The following is a 17,239-nucleotide window of genomic DNA, read 5'->3' on the forward strand; positions in this document are numbered from 1 at the left end:
TTCCGGGTGTTCCCGTCCGCGCTGCCGCCGCGCTCGTGGCGGTCGTAACCGAGGTGATCGTCCAGCTCGCCCTCCAGCGCCGACTCGACCACCCGCTTGGTCAACTGCCCCAGCAGCCCGTCCTGGCCGGTCAACTTCAACCCGTCGGCCCGAGCACGCGCCACAAGCTGGGCGATCAGTTCGTCGTTGCTCAACGGCGACAACACGGACGAAGGTGATTCGACCAAAGAATCCTCAGTCACAGCAGTCACGGTAGCCTCCTTATTTCTCTGGAGTTACACCGTTCACTGTACGGACCCCCCTCGACCTTTACGAAGCGCTCACCGGCACCGACTCTGAGTGTGTCAGGTTTGGATGGCCCCGGTGATGGTCGATTCTCGAGTTTGAGTGGCTCCACCTCGACTCGCCGGATGTGGTTGTCTCGAGTTTGAGTGGCCCCAGCGCATCGTCGTTGTAGCGACGAGGCGAGGAGGCCGCGATTGGGGTCGAGGGTGGAGTTGTTCGAGCGGATCCGGCGCGACTCTCGGGTCGAGGGCCTGTCGGTGCGTGCGCTGGCGAAGCGGCATCGGGTGCATCGCCGCACGGTTCGGCAGGCGTTGATGTCGGCGACACCGCCGCCCCGCGGGGAGCGGCGGTGGAAGGCCCGCAAGATCGACCCGTTCACCGACGCGATCGACGCGATGCTGCGCGCGGATCTGACGGCGCCGGTCAAGCAGAGGCACACGGTGCGCCGGATCTATGCCCGGTTGCTCGACGAGCACGGCATGGCCGAGGTGTCGTATTCGACGGTGCTGGCGTATGTGGCGGTGCGCAAACCGCAGATCGAGGCCGAATCCGGGCGGGTGCTGGTGGACGCGTTCGTGCCGCAGACCCACGAGCCCGGCGCCGAGGCCGAGGTCGATTTCGCGGAATTCTATGTCGATTTCCCGGACGGCCGCACGAAGGTGTTTCTGTTCACGCTGCGGCTGAGTAAGTCCGGTCGCGCCGTGCATCGGGCGTTTGCGACACAGTCGCAGGAATCATTCTTGGAGGGACATATCGCCGCGTTCGAAGAATTGGGTGGTGTCCCGACCAGGCATATCCGTTACGACAATTTAAAGTCTGCGGTCACGCGCGTGTTGTTCGGCGACCGCGACCGCGTGGAAAATCAACGCTGGATTCTGTTTCGATCCATTTATCAGTTCGAGGCGTTCTATTGTTTGCCCGGCGTCGGGGGCGCTCACGAGAAGGGCGGGGTGGAGGGTGAGGGCGGCCGGTTCCGCCGAAATCATCTGGTGCCGGTGCCACGGGTGGCGTCACTGGCGGCGCTCAACGAACTGTTGGCCGCGGCCGACCGCGCCGACGATGCCCGCCGGATCGGCAACCGGTTCCGCACGGTGGGTGAGGATTTCGCGGCCGAACGGCCGCTGCTGCGGCCGTTGCCGGTGGAACGGTTCGAGCCCGGACTCACCCTGACCCCGCGGGTGGATCGGCATGCCCGGATCACGGTGCGCAGCTCGCGGTATTCGGTGCCGGCGAGGTTGATCGGCCGGCGGGTGCGGGTGCTGCTGCGCTCGGACGAGCTGCTGGTGTTCGACGGGAAAACGATGGTCGCACAGCATGTTCGGTCGATCAACAAGGGTGCGGAGGTGCTCGACCTGGACCACTATCTGGAGGTCCTCAAACTCAAACCGGGAGCGCTGCCCGGCGCCACCGCGCTGGTGCAGGCAAGGGCGGCGGGCTCGTTCACCGCGGTGCACGACGCGTTCTGGGCGGCGACGCGCAAAGCGTTGGGCGACAAGCACGGCACACGTGAGCTGATCGACGTACTGCTGCTGCACCGGCACATGCGTCACGCCGATGTCGTCGCGGGCCTGCGCGCGGCAATGGAGGTCGGTTCGGTGCGCGCCGATGTCGTCGCCGTGGAGGCTCGCCGCCACGCGAACCAAACCGGTTGCGACAGCAGCGCACCCGACGACACGGCCCCGTCCAACACAGTGGATGCGTCGCGCGTGGTCAGTCTGACCGAGCGGCGGCTGACCGATCCGTCGGCGGTGATCGCGGGCCTGCCGGCCGATACCCGGCCGCTGCCGTCGGTCGATGCCTATGACGAGCTGCTGCACCTGACCAGGAAGGGCAACGTGTCATGACCACGCCACAACGCCGCCGCCGCGGGCTGACCGATCAGGCCGCCGAGGCCGCGATCGACCAGGCCTGCCGACAGCTGCGGTTACCGACCGTGCGCACCTTGGTCGGCGACACGCTGGTCGCCGCGACCAAGGAACAACTCACCTATCAAGGGTTCCTGGCCGAACTGCTGCTCGCCGAATGCGACGACCGCGCCCGGCGCCGCTCGATCCGGCGGGTGAAGGCGGCCGGGTTCCCGCGTCCGAAGTGGTTGAGCGACTTCGACTTCGACGCCAACCCGAACATCAATGCGGCCACGATCCATCAACTCGCCAAATGCGACTGGGTCCGCACCGGGCAGCCCTTGTGTCTGATCGGCGATTCCGGCACCGGCAAATCGCACCTGCTGATCGGGTTGGGCACCGCCGCCGCCGAAGCCGGTTTCCGCGTGAAATACACGTTGGCGACAAAATTGGTGAACGAGTTGGTCGAGGCCGCCGACGAGAAGATCCTCGCGAAAACGATCGCCCGATACGGGCGCGTGGATTTGTTGTGCATAGACGAGCTGGGATACATGGAGTTGGATAAGCGTGGCGCCGAACTGTTGTTCCAGGTGTTGACCGAACGTGAGGAACGGAATTCGGTCGGGATCGCATCGAACGAATCCTTCAGCGGCTGGACGAAAACATTCACTGACCCCAGATTGTGCGCCGCCATTGTCGACCGGTTGACGTTCGGCGGCAACATCATCGAAACCGGCACCGAATCCTACCGTCTCGCGCACACCAGAAATCGGCAAGCCACGGCCTGACGATCGACGTGTTCGTCGCCTTGATCGAGGCGGCCGTCAGCGTCGGGTGAAGTGGCGTTGGAGGCGGGCGAGTGCGTGTTGGGGAAGGGCGATGGCGTGGGCGAGTGGGCTGAGGGTGGGGAGGAGCCCGATCTGGGTGAGGACGTCGAGGGCGTCGTAGTGGCTGTGGAGTCGGCTGACTTTGTCCCCGGTGAAGGTGTAGACGTCGACGCCGCGGAAGTTGAATCGGCGGTTGGTGGGGGCGAGGACGAGTGGCCGTTTGCCGGGTGTCGGGACGCGTAGTGGTCCGGCGAAAGTGCCCATGGCGCGCCACGGAATGACGATGACGTCGCCTTCCAGGCTCAGCGCGGGGGGACCGGCGGGGAGGAAGGTGTAGTCGGGGAAGGCGGCGGAGGTTTCTTGCAGCGCGGTCAGGAATTCGGCGGGTCCGACGCGGTCGCGGCCGTAGTTGACGGGGTCGATGTTGATGAAGTCGTCGGTGACCCAGGACACGATGGATTCCAGGTTGTGGGTGAGGTATCCGTCGGTGATCCAGCCGTGTGCCCAGGCTCGCAGGGGTTCGGCGCGGTGCTGCCATCGGGGGGCGAGCTCGGTGAGGCGCTGGTCGAAATGGCTGATGAATCGGTCGTGGTAGTCGGTGATGTCGGCGGTGAGTGTGCTCGAGGAGGCGGGTGTGGCTGGGTTGGCGCTGGGCGTGCGGCTCATGAGGTCTCCTCGGTGTGGGGTCGGTCGGTTGCGGGCGGTGTTTTGAGTGATCGGGTTTCGATGTCGGTGATGAGCCGGTGCAGGTCGGGGTGGCTGGCGAGGTAGTGGTCGATGGCCGGGTTGATGATGCCGCGGGTGAGGGCGTAGGTCTGCCAGATCGCGGGGGCGATGGTGCGTGCCGCTCGTCGTTCGATGCCGTCGACGATGGTGCGGGCGGCGTCGTCGGCGGTGATGCGGTGCCGGAACGGGGCGGGCAGGCTCGCTTCGAGGCTGGGGCCGAGGGGGTCGTTGTCGAGCGCGGTGTGGGTGAGTTGGGTGTCTACGATGCCGAAGTAGGCGGTGGTTGCGCTCGCGCCGTGGGGGGCGAGTTCGAGGCGCAGTGCGCGGCCGAGTTGTTCGGCGCCGGCCTTGCTGATCATGTAGGCGGCGCCGCCGGCGCCCGGGGAGAAGGCGGCGCAGGAGGCGACGACGACGACGTGCCCGCGGGCGGCGATGATGTGGTCGAGCGCTGGGTGGATGGTGTTGAACGCTCCGGTGAGGTTGACGTCGATGACGTTGTCGAACGCTTCGGGGTGGATGCTGCGCACGGTGGCGGGGGGTGGGGTGATTCCGGCGTTGGCGATGACGATGTCCAGGTGCCCGAAGTGGGCGACGGTGCTTTCGACCGCCTGGTTCATCGCGGCGCGGTCGCGGACGTCGGCGGCGATGGGCAGCGTTTCGGGGCGGCCGCTGGCGGTGGCGGCGAGCTTGTCGGCGTCGATGTCGACGGCGGCGACCTTGGCGCCGCGGCGGCGTAGGGCGTGGGCGACGGCGAGGCCGATGCCGTCGGCTGCACCGGTGACGAGCGCGACGGTGCCGGACAGCTCGTAGCGGGGACGGTGGCCGAGGCCGGGGAGGAGGTGTTTCAGGTCGGTGAGGAGGTCCATCAGCGGCTCATTGCGTAGTTGCGGGCGTCGAAGTGGCGGGTGCGGCGCCGGTAGTCGAAGGACCAGTTGGGGTAGAGGCCGGCGTTGTGTCCGGTGGCGGTGGTGTAGTAGGAGGTGCAGCCGCCGGTCAACCAGATGGTGGTGCGGCTGCGGGATTCCATCTCGGTGACGAAGGCGTCCTGCACGTCGGGTCGGACCTCGACTCGGGTGGTGCCGGTGGCGCGCATGGTGCGGATGGCGTCGACGATGTAGGTCACGGTCGACTCGATCATGTAGATGGCCGACTGGTTGCCGGCGGCGCCGAACGGGCCGAGCAGGGTGAACAGGTTCGGGAATCCGGCTTGGGCCGCGCCGAGGTAGGACGTGGGTCGCTGGGCGTAGACGTCGGCGATGGAGCGTCCGTCGCGGCCTCGGATGTGGTCGGCGCCCTTGGTCGGTGGCGCGAATCCGGTGCCCCAGATGATGGTGTCCACCGGGTGTTCGACACCGTCGCCGGTCACGATCGCGTGGGGACGGATCTCCGCGATGGCCTCGGTCACGACGGACACGTTCGGCTGGGTGAGCGCTGGGTAGTAGGCGTCGGAGAAGATCGCGCGTTTGCAGCCGATCACGTAATCGGGGGTGAGTCGGCGCCGCAGGTCCGGGTCACGGACCTGGCGCCGGAGTTGCAGGTGGCCGAGCAGTTCGTAGGGGTGGCGGAAGCCGGGGTTGACGAAGCTGGGCAGGCCGAAGCCCTCGATCGCGGTGTACCAGGCGGCGCGCATGCTTTTGCGCGCGAGCGGCAGGTGGCGCAGCAGGGCGCGTTGCGTGGTGCTGGTCGGGAGGTCCATGCGCGGGACGATCCAGGGAGCCGAGCGCTGGAACACGTCCAGGTGTGCCACGTGTGGCTGGATTTCGGGGATGACCTGCACGGCAGAGGCGCCGGTGCCGACGACGGCGACGCGCTGGCCGGTCAGGTCGTGGTCGTGGTTCCAGTGCAGGGTGTGCATCTGGGTTCCGGTGAAGGTGTCACGTCCGGCGATGTCCGGGATGGCGGCGTGTCCGAAGATGCCGATCGCGCTGACCAGGACGGTGGCGGTGACCGGGCCGGCGGTGGTGTCGAGTCGCCATAGGCCTGCTGGTTCGTCCCAGCGGGCTTCGCGCACGTCGGTGTTGAACCGCATGTGTCGTACGACGTCGAAGCGTTGAGCGACGTCGCGCAGGTAGGCGAGAATCTCCGGTTGCGTCGCGTAGGTGCGTGACCAGTCCGGGTTCGGCGCGAACGAGTAGCAGTACAGGTGCGAGGGCACATCACAGGCGCAGCCGGGGTAGGTGTTGCGCAGCCAGGTGCCGCCCAGACCGGCTTCCCGCTCCAAAATCGCGAAGTCGTCGATGCCGGCCTCGCGCAGCCGCACGCCCAGGCCGATCCCGCCGAACCCGGCGCCGATGATCACGATCGGATGATGAGTGGGCGCATTGACGGGCATTCGTAGCCTCCGTTCCCCGTCTCGACATTTCTAAAATCGATATTTTGGGTTTTGAGCTTGCAGCTAGGATGGGGCCGGTGTCAAGGCCTGCGTCCCGTGAACGAAAGTCAGGTGAGACGGCGAGGACCGGGCGTCCGTACGGCGGGCGGTCTCCGGAAGTGCGCCGTGCGGAACGGCGCGCGAAGCTGATGGCCACCGCTGTCGAGTTGCTCGGCGCGGGTGGAGTGCAGGCGGCGACCGTCTCGCAGATCAGTGATCGGGCGGGCGTGAGCCGGCCGTTTTTCTACGAGGCCTTCGACGACCTCGACGCCCTTCTCCGGGCGGTCTTCGAAGAGGCACTGGCCGTGGTTGTCGCCGAGGTGGTGACCGCGGTCGAGCAGGCGCCGGCCACCGTCCGGGCCAAAACCCATGCCGCGATCAGTGCGTTCATCCGCTACGGCGAAGCCAACCCGGCGATCGTCCGCGCTGCCTTCGTCGAGGCGCCCTACCACCCGACGATCCGCGCGCTCATGCGCCAAGCGCGCGAAACCATCGCCGCCCTGGTCTTCGAACAGATGCGCACGTTCTACCGCCTCGGCACCGAGCGCGAAAGCCGCGCCCGCTTCGCGGCACACCTACTCATCGCCGGCAGCGTCGACATCATGGGCAGCTGGATCACCGGCCAACTCGACCTCACCCCCGAGGAACTCATCGACTACTTCACCGACCACTACGTCGCAGTCGCCGACGACCTCGCCGACCTCACCCCCACCGAACACACGACGCACTGATCGACCCCGCACCGAACCGGCGCATCACGGCGACCCGGTAGCCGAGTCCAACCCCAACAACCGCGCCCAGCCCGCCAACACTGCCGGCGGGCGGCACCGGTCCGCATCGGCATAACCGCCGAATCGGCCGTCCAACCGCGCGAACACCCGCACATCCGCGACGAACAGGCCCGCCGGGTGGGGCCATCCAAACCTGATCAGCCGGGGCCACTCGACCTTGACAGACTCACGACTCGAACGCGCCGCTGCCTGCGGCAATTAACGCTGCAACAGGTGCTCGGGCCCGCCGCCGTTGGGTATGGCCGCCCTACTTGTGACACTCAGACCCGGGTTGGCCAATGTCTGGGAACGATCAGTCCTACCCACTGTTGCACAAGGTGCGTAACATGTATGGTACGAACTCGGCCTTGTGTGGAGTTTCAAAGGAGGCGCTGGTTATGAGCGGTGAAAGCGTTTTCTGGGACGATCTGGCCGCGGACTTCGAAGATCCCGAGTTCTTGCGTACTTTCCTGCTGGAATCGATTCGAATCAAGACGATCGACGCCATCGTGAACGGATTGAACGATGCACGTGAGGCAGCGAGTTTGTCCAAGGCGGCGCTCGCGCGGGCAGCTTCGATAGAACCCGCTTCGGTACGCCGCCTCTTCGGCGCGCATGCTGTGAATCCGACGCTGGGTACGGTATCGGAACTGGCTGCGGCTCTCGGGCTCCGACTTACTCTGCAGCCGCTTGAAGGGCATCACCGGCAAGCGTTATCAGACGCATTGATAGCAGGTGAGGCTGGCGACCGCGGTAGCCTTCGGGAAGCGGTCAAGGAATTCGACAAGGCCCGCTGCTAGCCGATCGAACGCGGGTTCTGGGCGTAGTACTCTTCGCCGAGTTCCCGCACCGAGGCGTAGTCGCTCGTCGCGAAACGTGTTCGGAATGGCTTGCTCATGCCCGCGATCACGACGAGTAGCGGCTTGTCATGTCCCTTCGCTTCGTAGTCAAGGCGGCAAAACAGCCGGTGATGCATTCGGTCTTTGCCGTCGACGCGGACCTCGAACCAGCCCGTCATTTCCCCATGCATCGCTTCCCAGTACCCACCGCCCGCGAACCGTTTGGGCGGCGCTTCGGCTACCGCCATGAGGCAGGCGACCATCGTGGCCCTCACCTTGGTGGGCAGTGTCTTCAGATAGTCGCGTCCCGGCATGACTCCCGAGTCTGGGCGCCGAAAGTACACGACATCGTGGATGTCATCGGACGACGGCTTCGGTCTGGCGGCCGATAAAGCGGCTCGCCTCTTCGGCGCGCGACGGTTGCGACGTGAACGTTCATCCGGCGACAACGGAGGACCTCCCTGATCTCATAGTCGTTCGGTGCCGTCCGCGCCGCCGGGCCAATCAATACGGAAATAGCCAGGAATTGAATCCCATGCATCAATAAATTGCTCAGCAAACTGCCGGGGGGAAAGCGAGTTAGATTCGCCGAATGTCCCGAATACCTGAAAGCTCATCGACTCTCCAGGCTGGTTCAGATACGGCGGAGGGCTGGTCACCGTGGTATGGACATCTTGACAAGCCCGACTCAGATCACGCGCAAACCAGACCAGCCACTCGGTGACCGCCCATCCTTGCCGGTGTCGTTTGCCAGATGTAAGGGACCACCTGAACGCCGGTTTTGCCAGATGTATGGGGCCAGTGGTTTGCCAGTGATGGGACCGCTGGTTTGCCATTTATGGGGCCACTTCGGCGTGGCTTCGGGGCTTCCGGTCGTGCGGCCGCTGTATTCGCCGCATGAGTTACCGGGAGCTGAGCATGATCGAAATCAAAGAGGTTCTCCGGCTGTGGCTGCAGGGCCGCTCACAGCGTGACGTGAGCAAGCTGACCACGGTCGACCGCAAAACTGTCCGACGCTACGTCGAAACGGCTCAGGCCTGCGGGGTGGACCGCGGCGGTGGTGTCGACCAGTTGACCGATGAGTTGTTGGCGGCGGTGGTTGGCGGAGCCCGCCCGCAACGCCCGTACGGGCGCGGCGCTTCCTGGCAGGCGTTGGCCGGTCAGCATGAGCAGTTGAAGCTGTGGGTCGAGGACGGGCTGACGCTGACCAAGGTCCATGTACTGCTGGGCCGGCGCGGGATCGTCGTGTCGTACCGCACGCTGCATCGGTATGCGACAACGGAGTTGGGGTTCGGCCGCAGACGCGCGACGGTGCCGGTGCTCGACGGTGATCCGGGTTCGGAGGTGCAGGTCGATTTCGGCAAGCTCGGTTTGGTGACCGATCCGGTGAGCGGCAAACGACGGGTAGTCCATGGGCTGATCTTCACCGCGGTGTATTCGCGGCACATGTTCGTCTACCCGACTCATGAGCAGACCCTGGAGGAGGTGATCGCCGGATTCGACTGTGCCTGGGCCTTTTTCGACGGGGTCTTTGCGGTGGCGATCCCGGACAACATGAAAGCGATCGTCGACCACGCCGACGCGACCGAGCCACGCCTGAACGACGCCTTCCGTGAATACGCCCAGGCACGTGGTTTCGTCATCGACCCTGCCCGGGGTGCGCCACCCTCAGGACAAGCCTCGGGTGGAGCGGTGCGTGCAGTATGTGCGGTCGAACTTCTTTGCCGGAGAAGACTTCCGCGACATCGAGGACTGCCGCACCAGTGCGGAGGCGTGGTGTCGTGACGTGGCCGGTCAGCGTATTCACGGCACCACCCGGCAACGCCCGGCCGAGGTGTTCACTGCCGAAGAACATTCAAGGCTGGGTCCGGCACCGACCGAACCGTTCGATCTGCCGACCTATTCGGCACCGAAAGTCGCGCCCGACCGCCACGTTCAGGTGGCGCGAGCGCTCTACAGCGTTCCGGGTGATCTGATCGGGCAACGCATCACCGCCCGCGCGGATTCGCGCACGGTGAAACTGTATGCGCGCGGGCAGCTGATCAAAGTGCACCCGCGGGTGCCGGCCGGGCGGCGCTGCACCGACCCCGCGGATCTGCCCTCGGAGTTGACCGCGTACGCGATGCGGGACCTGGAGGCGTTGCAGCGCAAAGCCTTCGCCCACGGCGAGTATGTCGGTGCGTACGCGGCCGCGGTGCTCGAACATCCGCTGCCGTGGACGAAAATGCGCCAGGTCTACCGCCTGCTCGGACTGGTGCGCCGCCACAGCGCCGAGCAGGTCGACGACGCCTGCCGCCGCGCGTTGGACGCCGAAGCCATCAACGTCGGGCTGATCGAGCGCATGCTCACCCGCAACAGCACCGCCGAAGCGAAGATTTCTCCGCCGGGTGCGGCGTCACGGTTCGTGCGTGACAGCGCCGATTTCGCGGTTCGGAGGCTGCCGTCATGACCAGCCGCCGAACCACCACCAGCACCACCACAATCAGGCCACGAACCGGCGATGCGACCAAACCGGTGGAGGTGTCTGCGGAACTGAAAGCGTTGATGCGCCGGCTGAAACTGGGCCGGTTGCTCGACACGCTGCCCGAACGGCTCGCGCTGGCACGGACGAATCACCTGCCCCACCACGACTTTCTGGAACTGCTGCTGGCCGATGAGGTCGCCCGCCGCGACCGCGAAGCCGCCGTGCGCCGGGCCAAGATCGCGCATCTGGACCCGGCGATGCAGTTGCAGGCCTGGGACGACACCAGTGAGGTCCGCTACGACCGGGCGTTGTGGGCCGAGCTGACTTCGCTGCGGTTCCTCGCCGACGCCTACAACGTTCTCGTCATGGGGCCAGTGGGTGTTGGGAAAACATTTCTCGCGAATGCGCTGGGGCACATCGCGGTTCGGCGCGGTAACAGTGTGCACGCCGAACGCGCCGACAAACTGTTCAAACGCCTCAAAGCCGCCCACCTCGACGGCAGCTACGACGAGGAAATGCGCAAACTGCAGCGGGTGGATCTACTCGTGCTCGATGACCTCGCCCTGCACCGGTTGGAGGCCACCGAAACCAGCGACTTCTACGAGCTGATCGTGGAGCGCCACCAGCAGGCCAGCACGATCGTCACCAGCAACAGGGCACCCGACGAAATCCTGGCGATGATGGCCGATCCGCTGCTGGCCCAGTCCGCGATCGACAGGCTGCAATCGGCGGCCTTCGAGCTCATCGTCGAAGGCCCCTCCTACCGGCAACGACAAAAACCGGCACTTAGCGAATGAGATTATTCGACACCCCGCTCGGGGCGCGCGTTTGGTGAAGACTGATCACATGCGTCACGGATTGTGGTTGGCGCCCTTCGGTCAACTCGCCGATCCCGTGCTGCTCGTCGATCTCGCTCGCCGCGCCGAAGCGTCTCGATGGCACGGTGTTTTCCTATGGGATCACGTCGAATACGGCTCACCAGCAACGCCGATTGCCGATCCTTGGGTTGCGCTGGCCGCCATTGCTGCGGGAACAAAATCGATCCAAATCGGCACACTGGTGACTCCCGTACCGCGGCGACGTGTCTACAAACTCGCCAGAGAAACCGCGACCCTCGACAGACTCAGCGGCGGCCGCTTGGTCCTTGGCGTCGGACTGGGCAGCGGCAGCATCGCAGAATTCGATCGACACGAAGCACCTACCGACATACAAGAGCGAGCCCGCAGTCTCGACGCCGGTCTGGACCGCATCACCCGATGCTGGTCAGGCGACTATCAACCGGTTCCGGTGCAACGCCCTCGTATCCCGATATGGGTCGGGTCAGAATGGCCGCACCGGCAACCCCTACGACGAGCTGCACGGTGGGACGGCTGGTTCCCGGTCGGCATTCTCAATCCCGACGACCTCGACATCGGTATCGCCGAACTCCAACGGCACCGGCCCGCCAACCGACACAACGAATTCGAGGTAATCGCATCCGGCGAACAAGGTGACGACCCGCGGCCTTACCAGCAGGCTGGAGCGACGTGGTGGCTCACGGGATTCGGACCCAATCCTCGAGCTGCGCTTGTTCGATCCGTCATCGACACGGGTCCCTGGCCCGCCGAAACAGTGTCATCTTGACGCATCGATCGGATTGCCGACCCGGCTGGAAACAATGCGGCCAGGCTCGCGCCATGATTAGGCAGGCCGACACGACAGGCGATGCGCCGAACTGATCGGGCACGGCCTCAGTGGACCCTTATTTGTTGACGGATAAAGGGCCCCTGGGACAGGATCACCCTACGGCCCAACGACCGGCTGATCCGGTCCCATGCTCATGGCAAACCAGTGGCCCCTTTTAGCTGGCAAGCGACATTGCCGGTGCGGTCCAGCCTCGAAAACAGTCGCATACGGTTCTGCTGACAGAACAGTCCAGGAAAGCGCCCATCCCTCAGGGTTTCCTCGAGGGTCGCGCCCCCGAATCCGATCTGTCCATCCAGTGACGCTAATCCCTGGCAAGCTGTCGAAGACCTGTACCGCCCAGCGCACTTCGGGGTCGATCGCGGAGTAGTCGCCCCGTTCGGGTCGACCCAACGGAGATGGGGAATAATTCGGGTAATCGGCTGGTACGTGAGCAATTGACAGAATTGCCCGGGCTCGGTCCTCGGCCTCATAAAGAAACAGGCCTTCGTCCTCCGTTAGATTCCAATCGTATTTGTCGTGCCCAGCTCGGATAACCGTCCGAGCCACGTACACGACGTCGCGGGAATTCAAGGCAGTGTCGAGATCCCGGCGGGCTACGTCATCAAGTTCTTGCTTCCGATATTCAGACAACGCCGACTTCAGGTATTCGAGGTCGTGCCGCCGATACCGCGAGATCGCCTGTGATACGGCCTTAGGACTGACTCCTAACTCGGCTGCGACAGATTCACCGTTAGCTCCTGGTCTTAAGGTCGCCTCGTAAAGGGCCTGGCGACGTATATCCGCGATCTGGCCCTGGATCTGACGCGCATCGTCAGCAGCCGTCGAGCACTCATGTGCTCGCTGAATGGGATCGGGGATTGAACGCAGATATGCCAGTGTGCGCTCGACCCCGAGCCCCCGCGCGTACTCCTCCAAACCCGGCGTACATTAAAGTCTATACCGGGGGTAACCCAATGCGGTCACACCTTGGTGCACGACACAGGACCCGTCGCGGTCGAGTTCTTCGACGATCGCGATTCCTACTTACTTCGCCGACCGGGAGCGGCAGATTGGGAAGTAGCGTGTCCGCAAAGCGCGAATCCGGTCACCGCTCGCGCTCCGCGCCGCCTAGCTGAACCTTCAGGCTGCATTGGGATCCCTTTCGATGACCGCTCCAGCTTCAAAACCGGTTCCGAGCGCGCTCAGGACAGGGTTGCTCCAAAGATGCAGGCCACGGCAGAGACGGGCTCTTGTCGAGCGACCCGGATAGAGTCTGTCCTTCGTGTCGGCGATCGGGGCCTCAGCTGGGTGGGTCGTGGTCGCGTCGGTAGTGGCCGGGTGGGTTCTGCCAGGTCCAAGTATGGCCGTGCCGCCGCAGTTGCCGTCGGGGATCGGCGGGGTCGACCGGTTGGGCGTCGCCGGTCGAAATGGCGTCGAGCATGTCCTCGATGCTCATGACGACCTCTACCGCGGCACCCACGGCCGTGTTTCGGGCCGGGCAGGCGCGGGCGGCGAGGTCGGCGGCCACGTGGTCGGTCAGGCCGGGGTAGGTGTCAGGGGCGTCGGTGGCAGCGCGGCAGGTGTGGCCGGTGCAGCCGGTGGTGATCGTGTGGAGGCGGTCGATGCACGGCCACAGGTAGCTGCGATGCCAGGCCGCGAGGTCGGCACGGTAGTCGGTAGGTTTGGATTCGGCGTGGTAGGCGGCTTTGTGCGCGCACATCAACGCTGTCAGTTCCTCCACGGCGCCGCCGTGGCGCCACCAGCATCCTGGTAGTGCCCCGTAGTCGAACTGGTAGCGCCGGCGCAGCCAGTCGACCCAGTCGAGCAGTTCCTCCCACAGCGCCGCGGCGCGCTCGGCGTCGAGATGCCGCCACGACCAGACGATGTCGAACTTTTCAACATCGGACCCGTCCTGGCCTGCGGCGGTCACGGCCACACCTTGCGGCCCCGCCGCGTCGACATGACCGACCGGATAGACAGATCGGCCACCTCGGTGTCGAGGGCGTCCAGCGCATCCATTAGCTCTGTGTCGGCGGCGGTCGCCTCTGCCTCGGCCAGCGCGGCCGCGGCCTGCAGCGCCTCCACGTCGCCCTCCAGGCCGGCGAACTCGGGACTGTCGAGGTCGATGGTGGCCAGCCGCCGAGCCAGCCGGCCCCGCTCGGTGGTGACCCGTTCGGTCTCGGCAGCGGCGGCCTCAACGCGGGCGGCGACTTCGGTCACGTTCTCGCACAACCGTATCGAGCGGGCGGTGGTGTCGGCGCCGTCTCCACCGTCCCAGTAGGCGGGCAGGCGCAGCAGCACCCCGGGCTGGTTGCGGTAGATCAACAGGCCTTCGTCGTAGCGCAGGCGCCGGATCTCGTCGACGGACAGCACCGGCCGCTCGGCCTGGCTGTGGCTCAGGCCGTGCTCGCTGTGGCTGGCGCGCCAGTCGGTGATGGTGCCCAGCAGGTTCGACGCTTCCTTCAGGTCGTGGTCGGACAGCAGGCCGGGCAGGATCAGCCGCGCGGTGGCCGACCCGATCAGGTCGGCGGCTTCGGTGGTGCTGAGGCGTTTGCGGATCTGGTTGATGTTGTGAACGAACACCCACAGGTTGATCCCTACACCGCCGGAGTCGGTCATCTTCTTGCCCAGCTCCGGCACGGCTGCGACGTTCATCGCCTCGTCGAGCACCATCCGCAGCGGCGGGTCCAGCCGCCGCGCGGGCCGGCGAGCTGCGGCGCGGTAGCCGACGTAGTGGCATTCGTTGACCAGCGCCGCCGCGAACGGTGCCACCGACCCATTGCCGCCATCGGAGATCACGAACAGAGTGCCGGCCCCGTCTGTCACGAACCGGGTGACATCGAACGAATCGGCCGAGTCGGCGTCGACCGCGGCCAGCAGCGTCGGAGAAGACAGCGGATCGAGGATGTCCTCGACCGTCGAGCGCACATTGCCGTCGGTGCGCGCATCCCCAGAATTCGTCGCCGTGGCGAACGCCGCCGCCCACACAGGGTCGCGCTCGCCGAGGATACGCGCCACCTGCTTACTGGCGCGGGGGTCGCTGGCCCAGGCCGCTACGTCGGCCAGCGTCGCGCCCGACACCGCCGCGGCGCGGAGGTAGGAGCGCAGGATCACCGTGGCGCGGCGGGTGAACCACGCGCCGTTGTCGGAGGTCGAGCTGACCGGGCGGGCACTCGCGAGCGCCGTCGCGCGCCGCGCGGCGGTGTCCGGGTTTTCGCAGCCGGCGATTAGCGACCAGCGGGTCCTGCGCGGCCAGCCGGTGACGTTTTCCGGGTCGAACACCGCCATGTAACCTTTGGCGGCGCGGGTCAGGTAGGTGGCGGCGAGCAGGTCACCGCGGGTGGACGACACCACGCACGCGCCGGGGGCGGTGTCGATCTTGCCGGCCGCGACCCGCCAGGACTTGCCGGAGCCGGTGGAGCCGATCACGAGCACACTGTCCTTGTTCTGCAGCACGATCGGTTTGCCGTCGATCGCGTTGAGCCCGAGCGGGGCGACCAGTTCGGCGGCGGGCAGATCGCGCAGGCGGTACTCCGCCAGCGACGGGCGGGTCCGCAGCGCCTCGGCTTTGCCGCCGGCCTCGTCGAGGACACCGGCGACCTGGCGGGTGCGGGCCAGCCCCGGATAGCGACGGGCACGGTCGCGGCGGGCGCCGAACACGATCCAGCACCACATCCACGCGACCAGAACCACGGCGGCCAGGGCGGCGGCGCACCCGTACACCGACACCGCGGGCCCGGGCCGCGGGTCGGCGGGCCAGCCCGCGGCCGGGTCGCCGGGGTGGGTGATCCAGCCGGTGAAGGTGGCAGCCAGCCCATGCGGCCAGGCCAGTCCGTGCCCGGCCAGCCACCCTGAGATCGCTGCCCCGCACACCAGCGCCACCACGACCAGCAGGGCAAGTCCCCACAGGCTGGCCAGCACCGGGTCGAACAGCGGCCGCGGCGCGGGCGGGGCGGCCGCGGGGTCGCGGCGGAGGGGCGCGGTCATTGCAGGGCCTCGATTCCCTTGATGGCGGCGTCGGAGTTAGTGATGGCCCGTTCGAGCGGGGACCGTATGTGGCGCATCAGGATCGGGTCCTTGGTGCCGATCTTGAGCAGGCATTGGCCGACCCCGAGCGACATCAGGGTTTCGGTGGTGCCGGCGGGGAGCTGGAACATTTCCGCGCACGCCGCGGCGTCATCGGCGCGCTCCTGCCGGTACAGGTAGACGATTGAGGATTCCTGCATCAACGCTCGGGCCGGGGAGTCCCTGGCGAAGTCGGAAATATGGTGAAACGCGCTCACCGTCGAAAGACCAAGGCCGCGTGAGAGTTTCATGTTCGCGCGGAACAGCGCTCCGGTGGAGCCGTCGGCGACGTGCCATCCTTCGTCGATGAGCAGCTCGGTCTGTTCATACCGGGACGAGCGGGCGGCGAGCCGGTTGGCCAGCCACGTGTTGATCACGGTCATCACCACCCGCAGCGCCGGTCCGGAATCGGGCAGGTCGCACACGTCGAAATGCACGAACGGATGCGTCAGCGCCTCGCGCACGTCGGCGCTCGTGGGGGCATCCACCAACCCGGCCAGCTCCCCGCGCGACAGGCGCCGCAGCGCCAGCGCCACGTCCCGGCCCCACCACTGGGCCTTCTTCGACCAGATGCCGGCATAGTCGAAATCGCCCGGTTGCGGGTTCATCATCCGCTCGGCCAGGTTCCCGATCACCGGCTCCCGCCCGATACGGCGGGCGTCGTCGGTGACCAGCCGCAGCGCATTGGCGGTGGCGGCGCGTTCGATCTCGCTCAGCGCACGGCCCATGGTGTCGGTGAGCACCGCATACAGCAGCTCGGTCTGACCGGCGGGGCGGACCTCGGCGTCGTCGTGGACCCCGCGCAACGCGATCTGCGGGTCGAGCAGATTCAGCCGGGGTCCGACGTTGGCGCCGGTGGTGAACCGGATCGACGGCGCCCCCACGGCATCGGCGAGCACTCCGTACTCCCCGCGCCCGGATTGGCGTTTGCGGTCGATGCTCACCACCTGCCGGCCCAGCGGCATCTGCCGCATCGCGTAGATCGTTTTCGCATTCGACGTCTTGGCTACCCCGATGCTGCCCAGCAGCGCCACGTTGATGTTGGTGACATCGGTGCCGTAGGCGGTGAACTGATCCACGCACACCAGCGACGAATTCGTCGCGTCCACGCCGTTGACGATGCCCTCGGTGCCGGACGGGCGCCGCGTCATCGCCAGATGCAGCGCCTCAGTCTGACGCGTCGTCGATGTCACCGGGTCCGGGCGCGGCTCGTACCAGCCGTGTCGGTCGAGGAACCTGCGCCGTTTCGGCAGCGGGCGACGCGGCGGCGGGAACCATGCGCCTTCCTTCTTCCGCGTCGATCCCTTTCCGCGGCCGAGCGGGCCGGCAACACTGCGCGGTGCCGCCGCATCCGAGCCGTTGTGCACGGTCGCTGTCATCGCC

General features: G+C 66.3%; 17 protein-coding genes. 8 read left to right on the forward strand and 9 right to left on the reverse strand.

The window, feature by feature from the left end; all coding sequences use genetic code 11:
- A partial coding sequence (locus FOS14_RS23390; protein WP_185981909.1) for a transposase occupies positions 1-251 on the reverse strand: 251 nt, incomplete at its 3' end.
- Positions 252-479: 228 nt separating this feature from the next.
- On the opposite strand from FOS14_RS23390, the gene istA reads away from it, so the two are divergent.
- A complete protein-coding gene (gene istA, locus FOS14_RS23395) occupies positions 480-2,129 on the forward strand; it encodes an IS21 family transposase (RefSeq protein WP_143773266.1) in 1,650 nt (549 codons plus the stop codon).
- On the forward strand, positions 2,126-2,917 hold the full coding sequence (gene istB, locus FOS14_RS23400) for an IS21-like element helper ATPase IstB (RefSeq protein WP_143773267.1): 792 nt from the start codon (positions 2,126-2,128) through the stop codon (positions 2,915-2,917). Before istA ends, istB begins: the two co-directional genes overlap by 4 nt.
- 36 nt (positions 2,918-2,953) lie before the next feature.
- On the opposite strand, the gene FOS14_RS23405 is transcribed toward istB, so the two are convergent.
- Genes FOS14_RS23405 through FOS14_RS23415 form a run of 3 tightly spaced genes read right to left on the reverse strand, consistent with a single transcriptional unit; the run spans position 2,954 to position 6,014 of the window.
- Positions 2,954-3,622 (reverse strand): ester cyclase, encoded by a 669-nt coding sequence (locus FOS14_RS23405; RefSeq protein ID WP_143773268.1) that lies wholly within the window; start codon positions 3,620-3,622, stop codon positions 2,954-2,956.
- A complete protein-coding gene (locus tag FOS14_RS23410; protein ID WP_143773269.1) occupies positions 3,619-4,548 on the reverse strand; it encodes a short-chain dehydrogenase/reductase in 930 nt (309 codons plus the stop codon). The genes FOS14_RS23405 and FOS14_RS23410 overlap by 4 nt, the downstream gene beginning before the upstream one ends.
- A complete protein-coding gene (locus FOS14_RS23415; protein WP_143773270.1) occupies positions 4,548-6,014 on the reverse strand; it encodes an NAD(P)/FAD-dependent oxidoreductase in 1,467 nt (488 codons plus the stop codon). The genes FOS14_RS23410 and FOS14_RS23415 overlap by 1 nt, the downstream gene beginning before the upstream one ends.
- 188 nt (positions 6,015-6,202) lie before the next feature.
- Between FOS14_RS23415 and FOS14_RS23420 the strand changes: the two genes are divergently transcribed.
- Together FOS14_RS23420 and FOS14_RS23425 are read left to right on the forward strand one after the other, a co-directional pair.
- Positions 6,203-6,784, forward strand: a complete 582-nt coding sequence (locus tag FOS14_RS23420) for a TetR/AcrR family transcriptional regulator (protein WP_185981910.1) — start codon at positions 6,203-6,205, stop codon at positions 6,782-6,784.
- Between the two features lie 437 nt (positions 6,785-7,221).
- On the forward strand, positions 7,222-7,623 hold the full coding sequence (locus tag FOS14_RS23425; protein WP_185981911.1) for a helix-turn-helix domain-containing protein: 402 nt from the start codon (positions 7,222-7,224) through the stop codon (positions 7,621-7,623).
- On the opposite strand, the gene FOS14_RS23430 is transcribed toward FOS14_RS23425, so the two are convergent.
- Together FOS14_RS23430 and FOS14_RS24890 are read right to left on the reverse strand one after the other, a co-directional pair.
- Positions 7,620-7,976 carry a hypothetical protein gene (locus FOS14_RS23430; RefSeq protein WP_255450554.1) on the reverse strand — a complete coding sequence of 119 codons (357 nt, stop codon included), beginning with the start codon at positions 7,974-7,976 and terminating at the stop codon, positions 7,620-7,622. The two genes, FOS14_RS23425 and FOS14_RS23430, sit on opposite strands and share 4 nt — an antisense overlap.
- A 153-nt stretch (positions 7,977-8,129) precedes the next feature.
- Positions 8,130-8,279, reverse strand: coding sequence for a hypothetical protein (locus tag FOS14_RS24890; protein WP_185981912.1), 150 nt, complete (start codon positions 8,277-8,279; stop codon positions 8,130-8,132).
- Positions 8,280-8,580: 301 nt separating this feature from the next.
- Between FOS14_RS24890 and FOS14_RS25350 the strand changes: the two genes are divergently transcribed.
- From FOS14_RS25350 to FOS14_RS23445, 4 genes are read left to right on the forward strand one after another with little or no spacing between them, the layout of a single operon-like run.
- Positions 8,581-9,447 carry a hypothetical protein gene (locus FOS14_RS25350; protein WP_255450555.1) on the forward strand — a complete coding sequence of 289 codons (867 nt, stop codon included), beginning with the start codon at positions 8,581-8,583 and terminating at the stop codon, positions 9,445-9,447.
- A gap of 1 nt (position 9,448) precedes the next feature.
- A complete protein-coding gene (locus FOS14_RS25355; RefSeq protein ID WP_255450556.1) occupies positions 9,449-10,111 on the forward strand; it encodes a hypothetical protein in 663 nt (220 codons plus the stop codon).
- The gene (locus FOS14_RS23440; RefSeq protein ID WP_143773273.1) at positions 10,108-10,923 is read left to right on the forward strand and encodes an ATP-binding protein; all 816 of its coding nucleotides are present in this window, start codon (positions 10,108-10,110) and stop codon (positions 10,921-10,923) included. The genes FOS14_RS25355 and FOS14_RS23440 overlap by 4 nt, the downstream gene beginning before the upstream one ends.
- 49 nt (positions 10,924-10,972) lie before the next feature.
- Positions 10,973-11,749: an LLM class flavin-dependent oxidoreductase gene (locus FOS14_RS23445; RefSeq protein WP_143773274.1), complete on the forward strand. Its 777-nt coding sequence runs from the start codon at positions 10,973-10,975 to the stop codon at positions 11,747-11,749.
- Between the two features lie 1,342 nt (positions 11,750-13,091).
- Here the strand turns inward: FOS14_RS23445 and FOS14_RS24895 are convergent.
- Genes FOS14_RS24895 through FOS14_RS23460 form a run of 3 tightly spaced genes read right to left on the reverse strand, consistent with a single transcriptional unit; the run spans position 13,092 to position 17,235 of the window.
- Complete coding sequence (locus tag FOS14_RS24895; protein ID WP_185981913.1) at positions 13,092-13,721, reverse strand: hypothetical protein; 630 nt, start codon at positions 13,719-13,721, stop codon at positions 13,092-13,094.
- Complete coding sequence (locus FOS14_RS23455; protein ID WP_143773276.1) at positions 13,718-15,778, reverse strand: type IV secretory system conjugative DNA transfer family protein; 2,061 nt, start codon at positions 15,776-15,778, stop codon at positions 13,718-13,720. The genes FOS14_RS24895 and FOS14_RS23455 overlap by 4 nt, the downstream gene beginning before the upstream one ends.
- Entirely contained in the window at positions 15,775-17,235 is a 1,461-nt protein-coding gene (locus tag FOS14_RS23460; protein ID WP_143773277.1) for an ATP/GTP-binding protein, read from the reverse strand. Before FOS14_RS23460 ends, FOS14_RS23455 begins: the two co-directional genes overlap by 4 nt.
- Positions 17,236-17,239 lie beyond the last annotated feature (4 nt).

The sequence above is a fragment of the Skermania sp. ID1734 genome, from assembly GCF_007489285.1.
GTDB lineage: Bacteria > Actinomycetota > Actinomycetes > Mycobacteriales > Mycobacteriaceae > ID1734.

Bases quoted from the DNA above. Each gene is read 5' to 3' on its own strand.
- istB (WP_143773267.1), top strand. From the start codon at position 2,126: ATGACCACGCCACAACGCCGCCGCCGCGGGCTGACCGATCAGGCCGCC.
- FOS14_RS23405 (WP_143773268.1), bottom strand. From the start codon at position 3,622: ATGAGCCGCACGCCCAGCGCCAACCCAGCCACACCCGCCTCCTCGAGC.
- FOS14_RS23410 (WP_143773269.1), bottom strand. From the start codon at position 4,548: ATGGACCTCCTCACCGACCTGAAACACCTCCTCCCCGGCCTCGGCCAC.
- FOS14_RS23415 (WP_143773270.1), bottom strand. From the start codon at position 6,014: ATGCCCGTCAATGCGCCCACTCATCATCCGATCGTGATCATCGGCGCC.
- FOS14_RS23420 (WP_185981910.1), top strand. From the start codon at position 6,203: ATGGCCACCGCTGTCGAGTTGCTCGGCGCGGGTGGAGTGCAGGCGGCG.
- FOS14_RS23425 (WP_185981911.1), top strand. From the start codon at position 7,222: ATGAGCGGTGAAAGCGTTTTCTGGGACGATCTGGCCGCGGACTTCGAA.
- FOS14_RS23430 (WP_255450554.1), bottom strand. From the start codon at position 7,976: ATGCCGGGACGCGACTATCTGAAGACACTGCCCACCAAGGTGAGGGCC.
- FOS14_RS24890 (WP_185981912.1), bottom strand. From the start codon at position 8,279: ATGAGCTTTCAGGTATTCGGGACATTCGGCGAATCTAACTCGCTTTCC.
- FOS14_RS25350 (WP_255450555.1), top strand. From the start codon at position 8,581: ATGATCGAAATCAAAGAGGTTCTCCGGCTGTGGCTGCAGGGCCGCTCA.
- FOS14_RS23440 (WP_143773273.1), top strand. From the start codon at position 10,108: ATGACCAGCCGCCGAACCACCACCAGCACCACCACAATCAGGCCACGA.
- FOS14_RS23445 (WP_143773274.1), top strand. From the start codon at position 10,973: ATGCGTCACGGATTGTGGTTGGCGCCCTTCGGTCAACTCGCCGATCCC.
- FOS14_RS23455 (WP_143773276.1), bottom strand. From the start codon at position 15,778: ATGACCGCGCCCCTCCGCCGCGACCCCGCGGCCGCCCCGCCCGCGCCG.
- FOS14_RS23460 (WP_143773277.1), bottom strand. From the start codon at position 17,235: ATGACAGCGACCGTGCACAACGGCTCGGATGCGGCGGCACCGCGCAGT.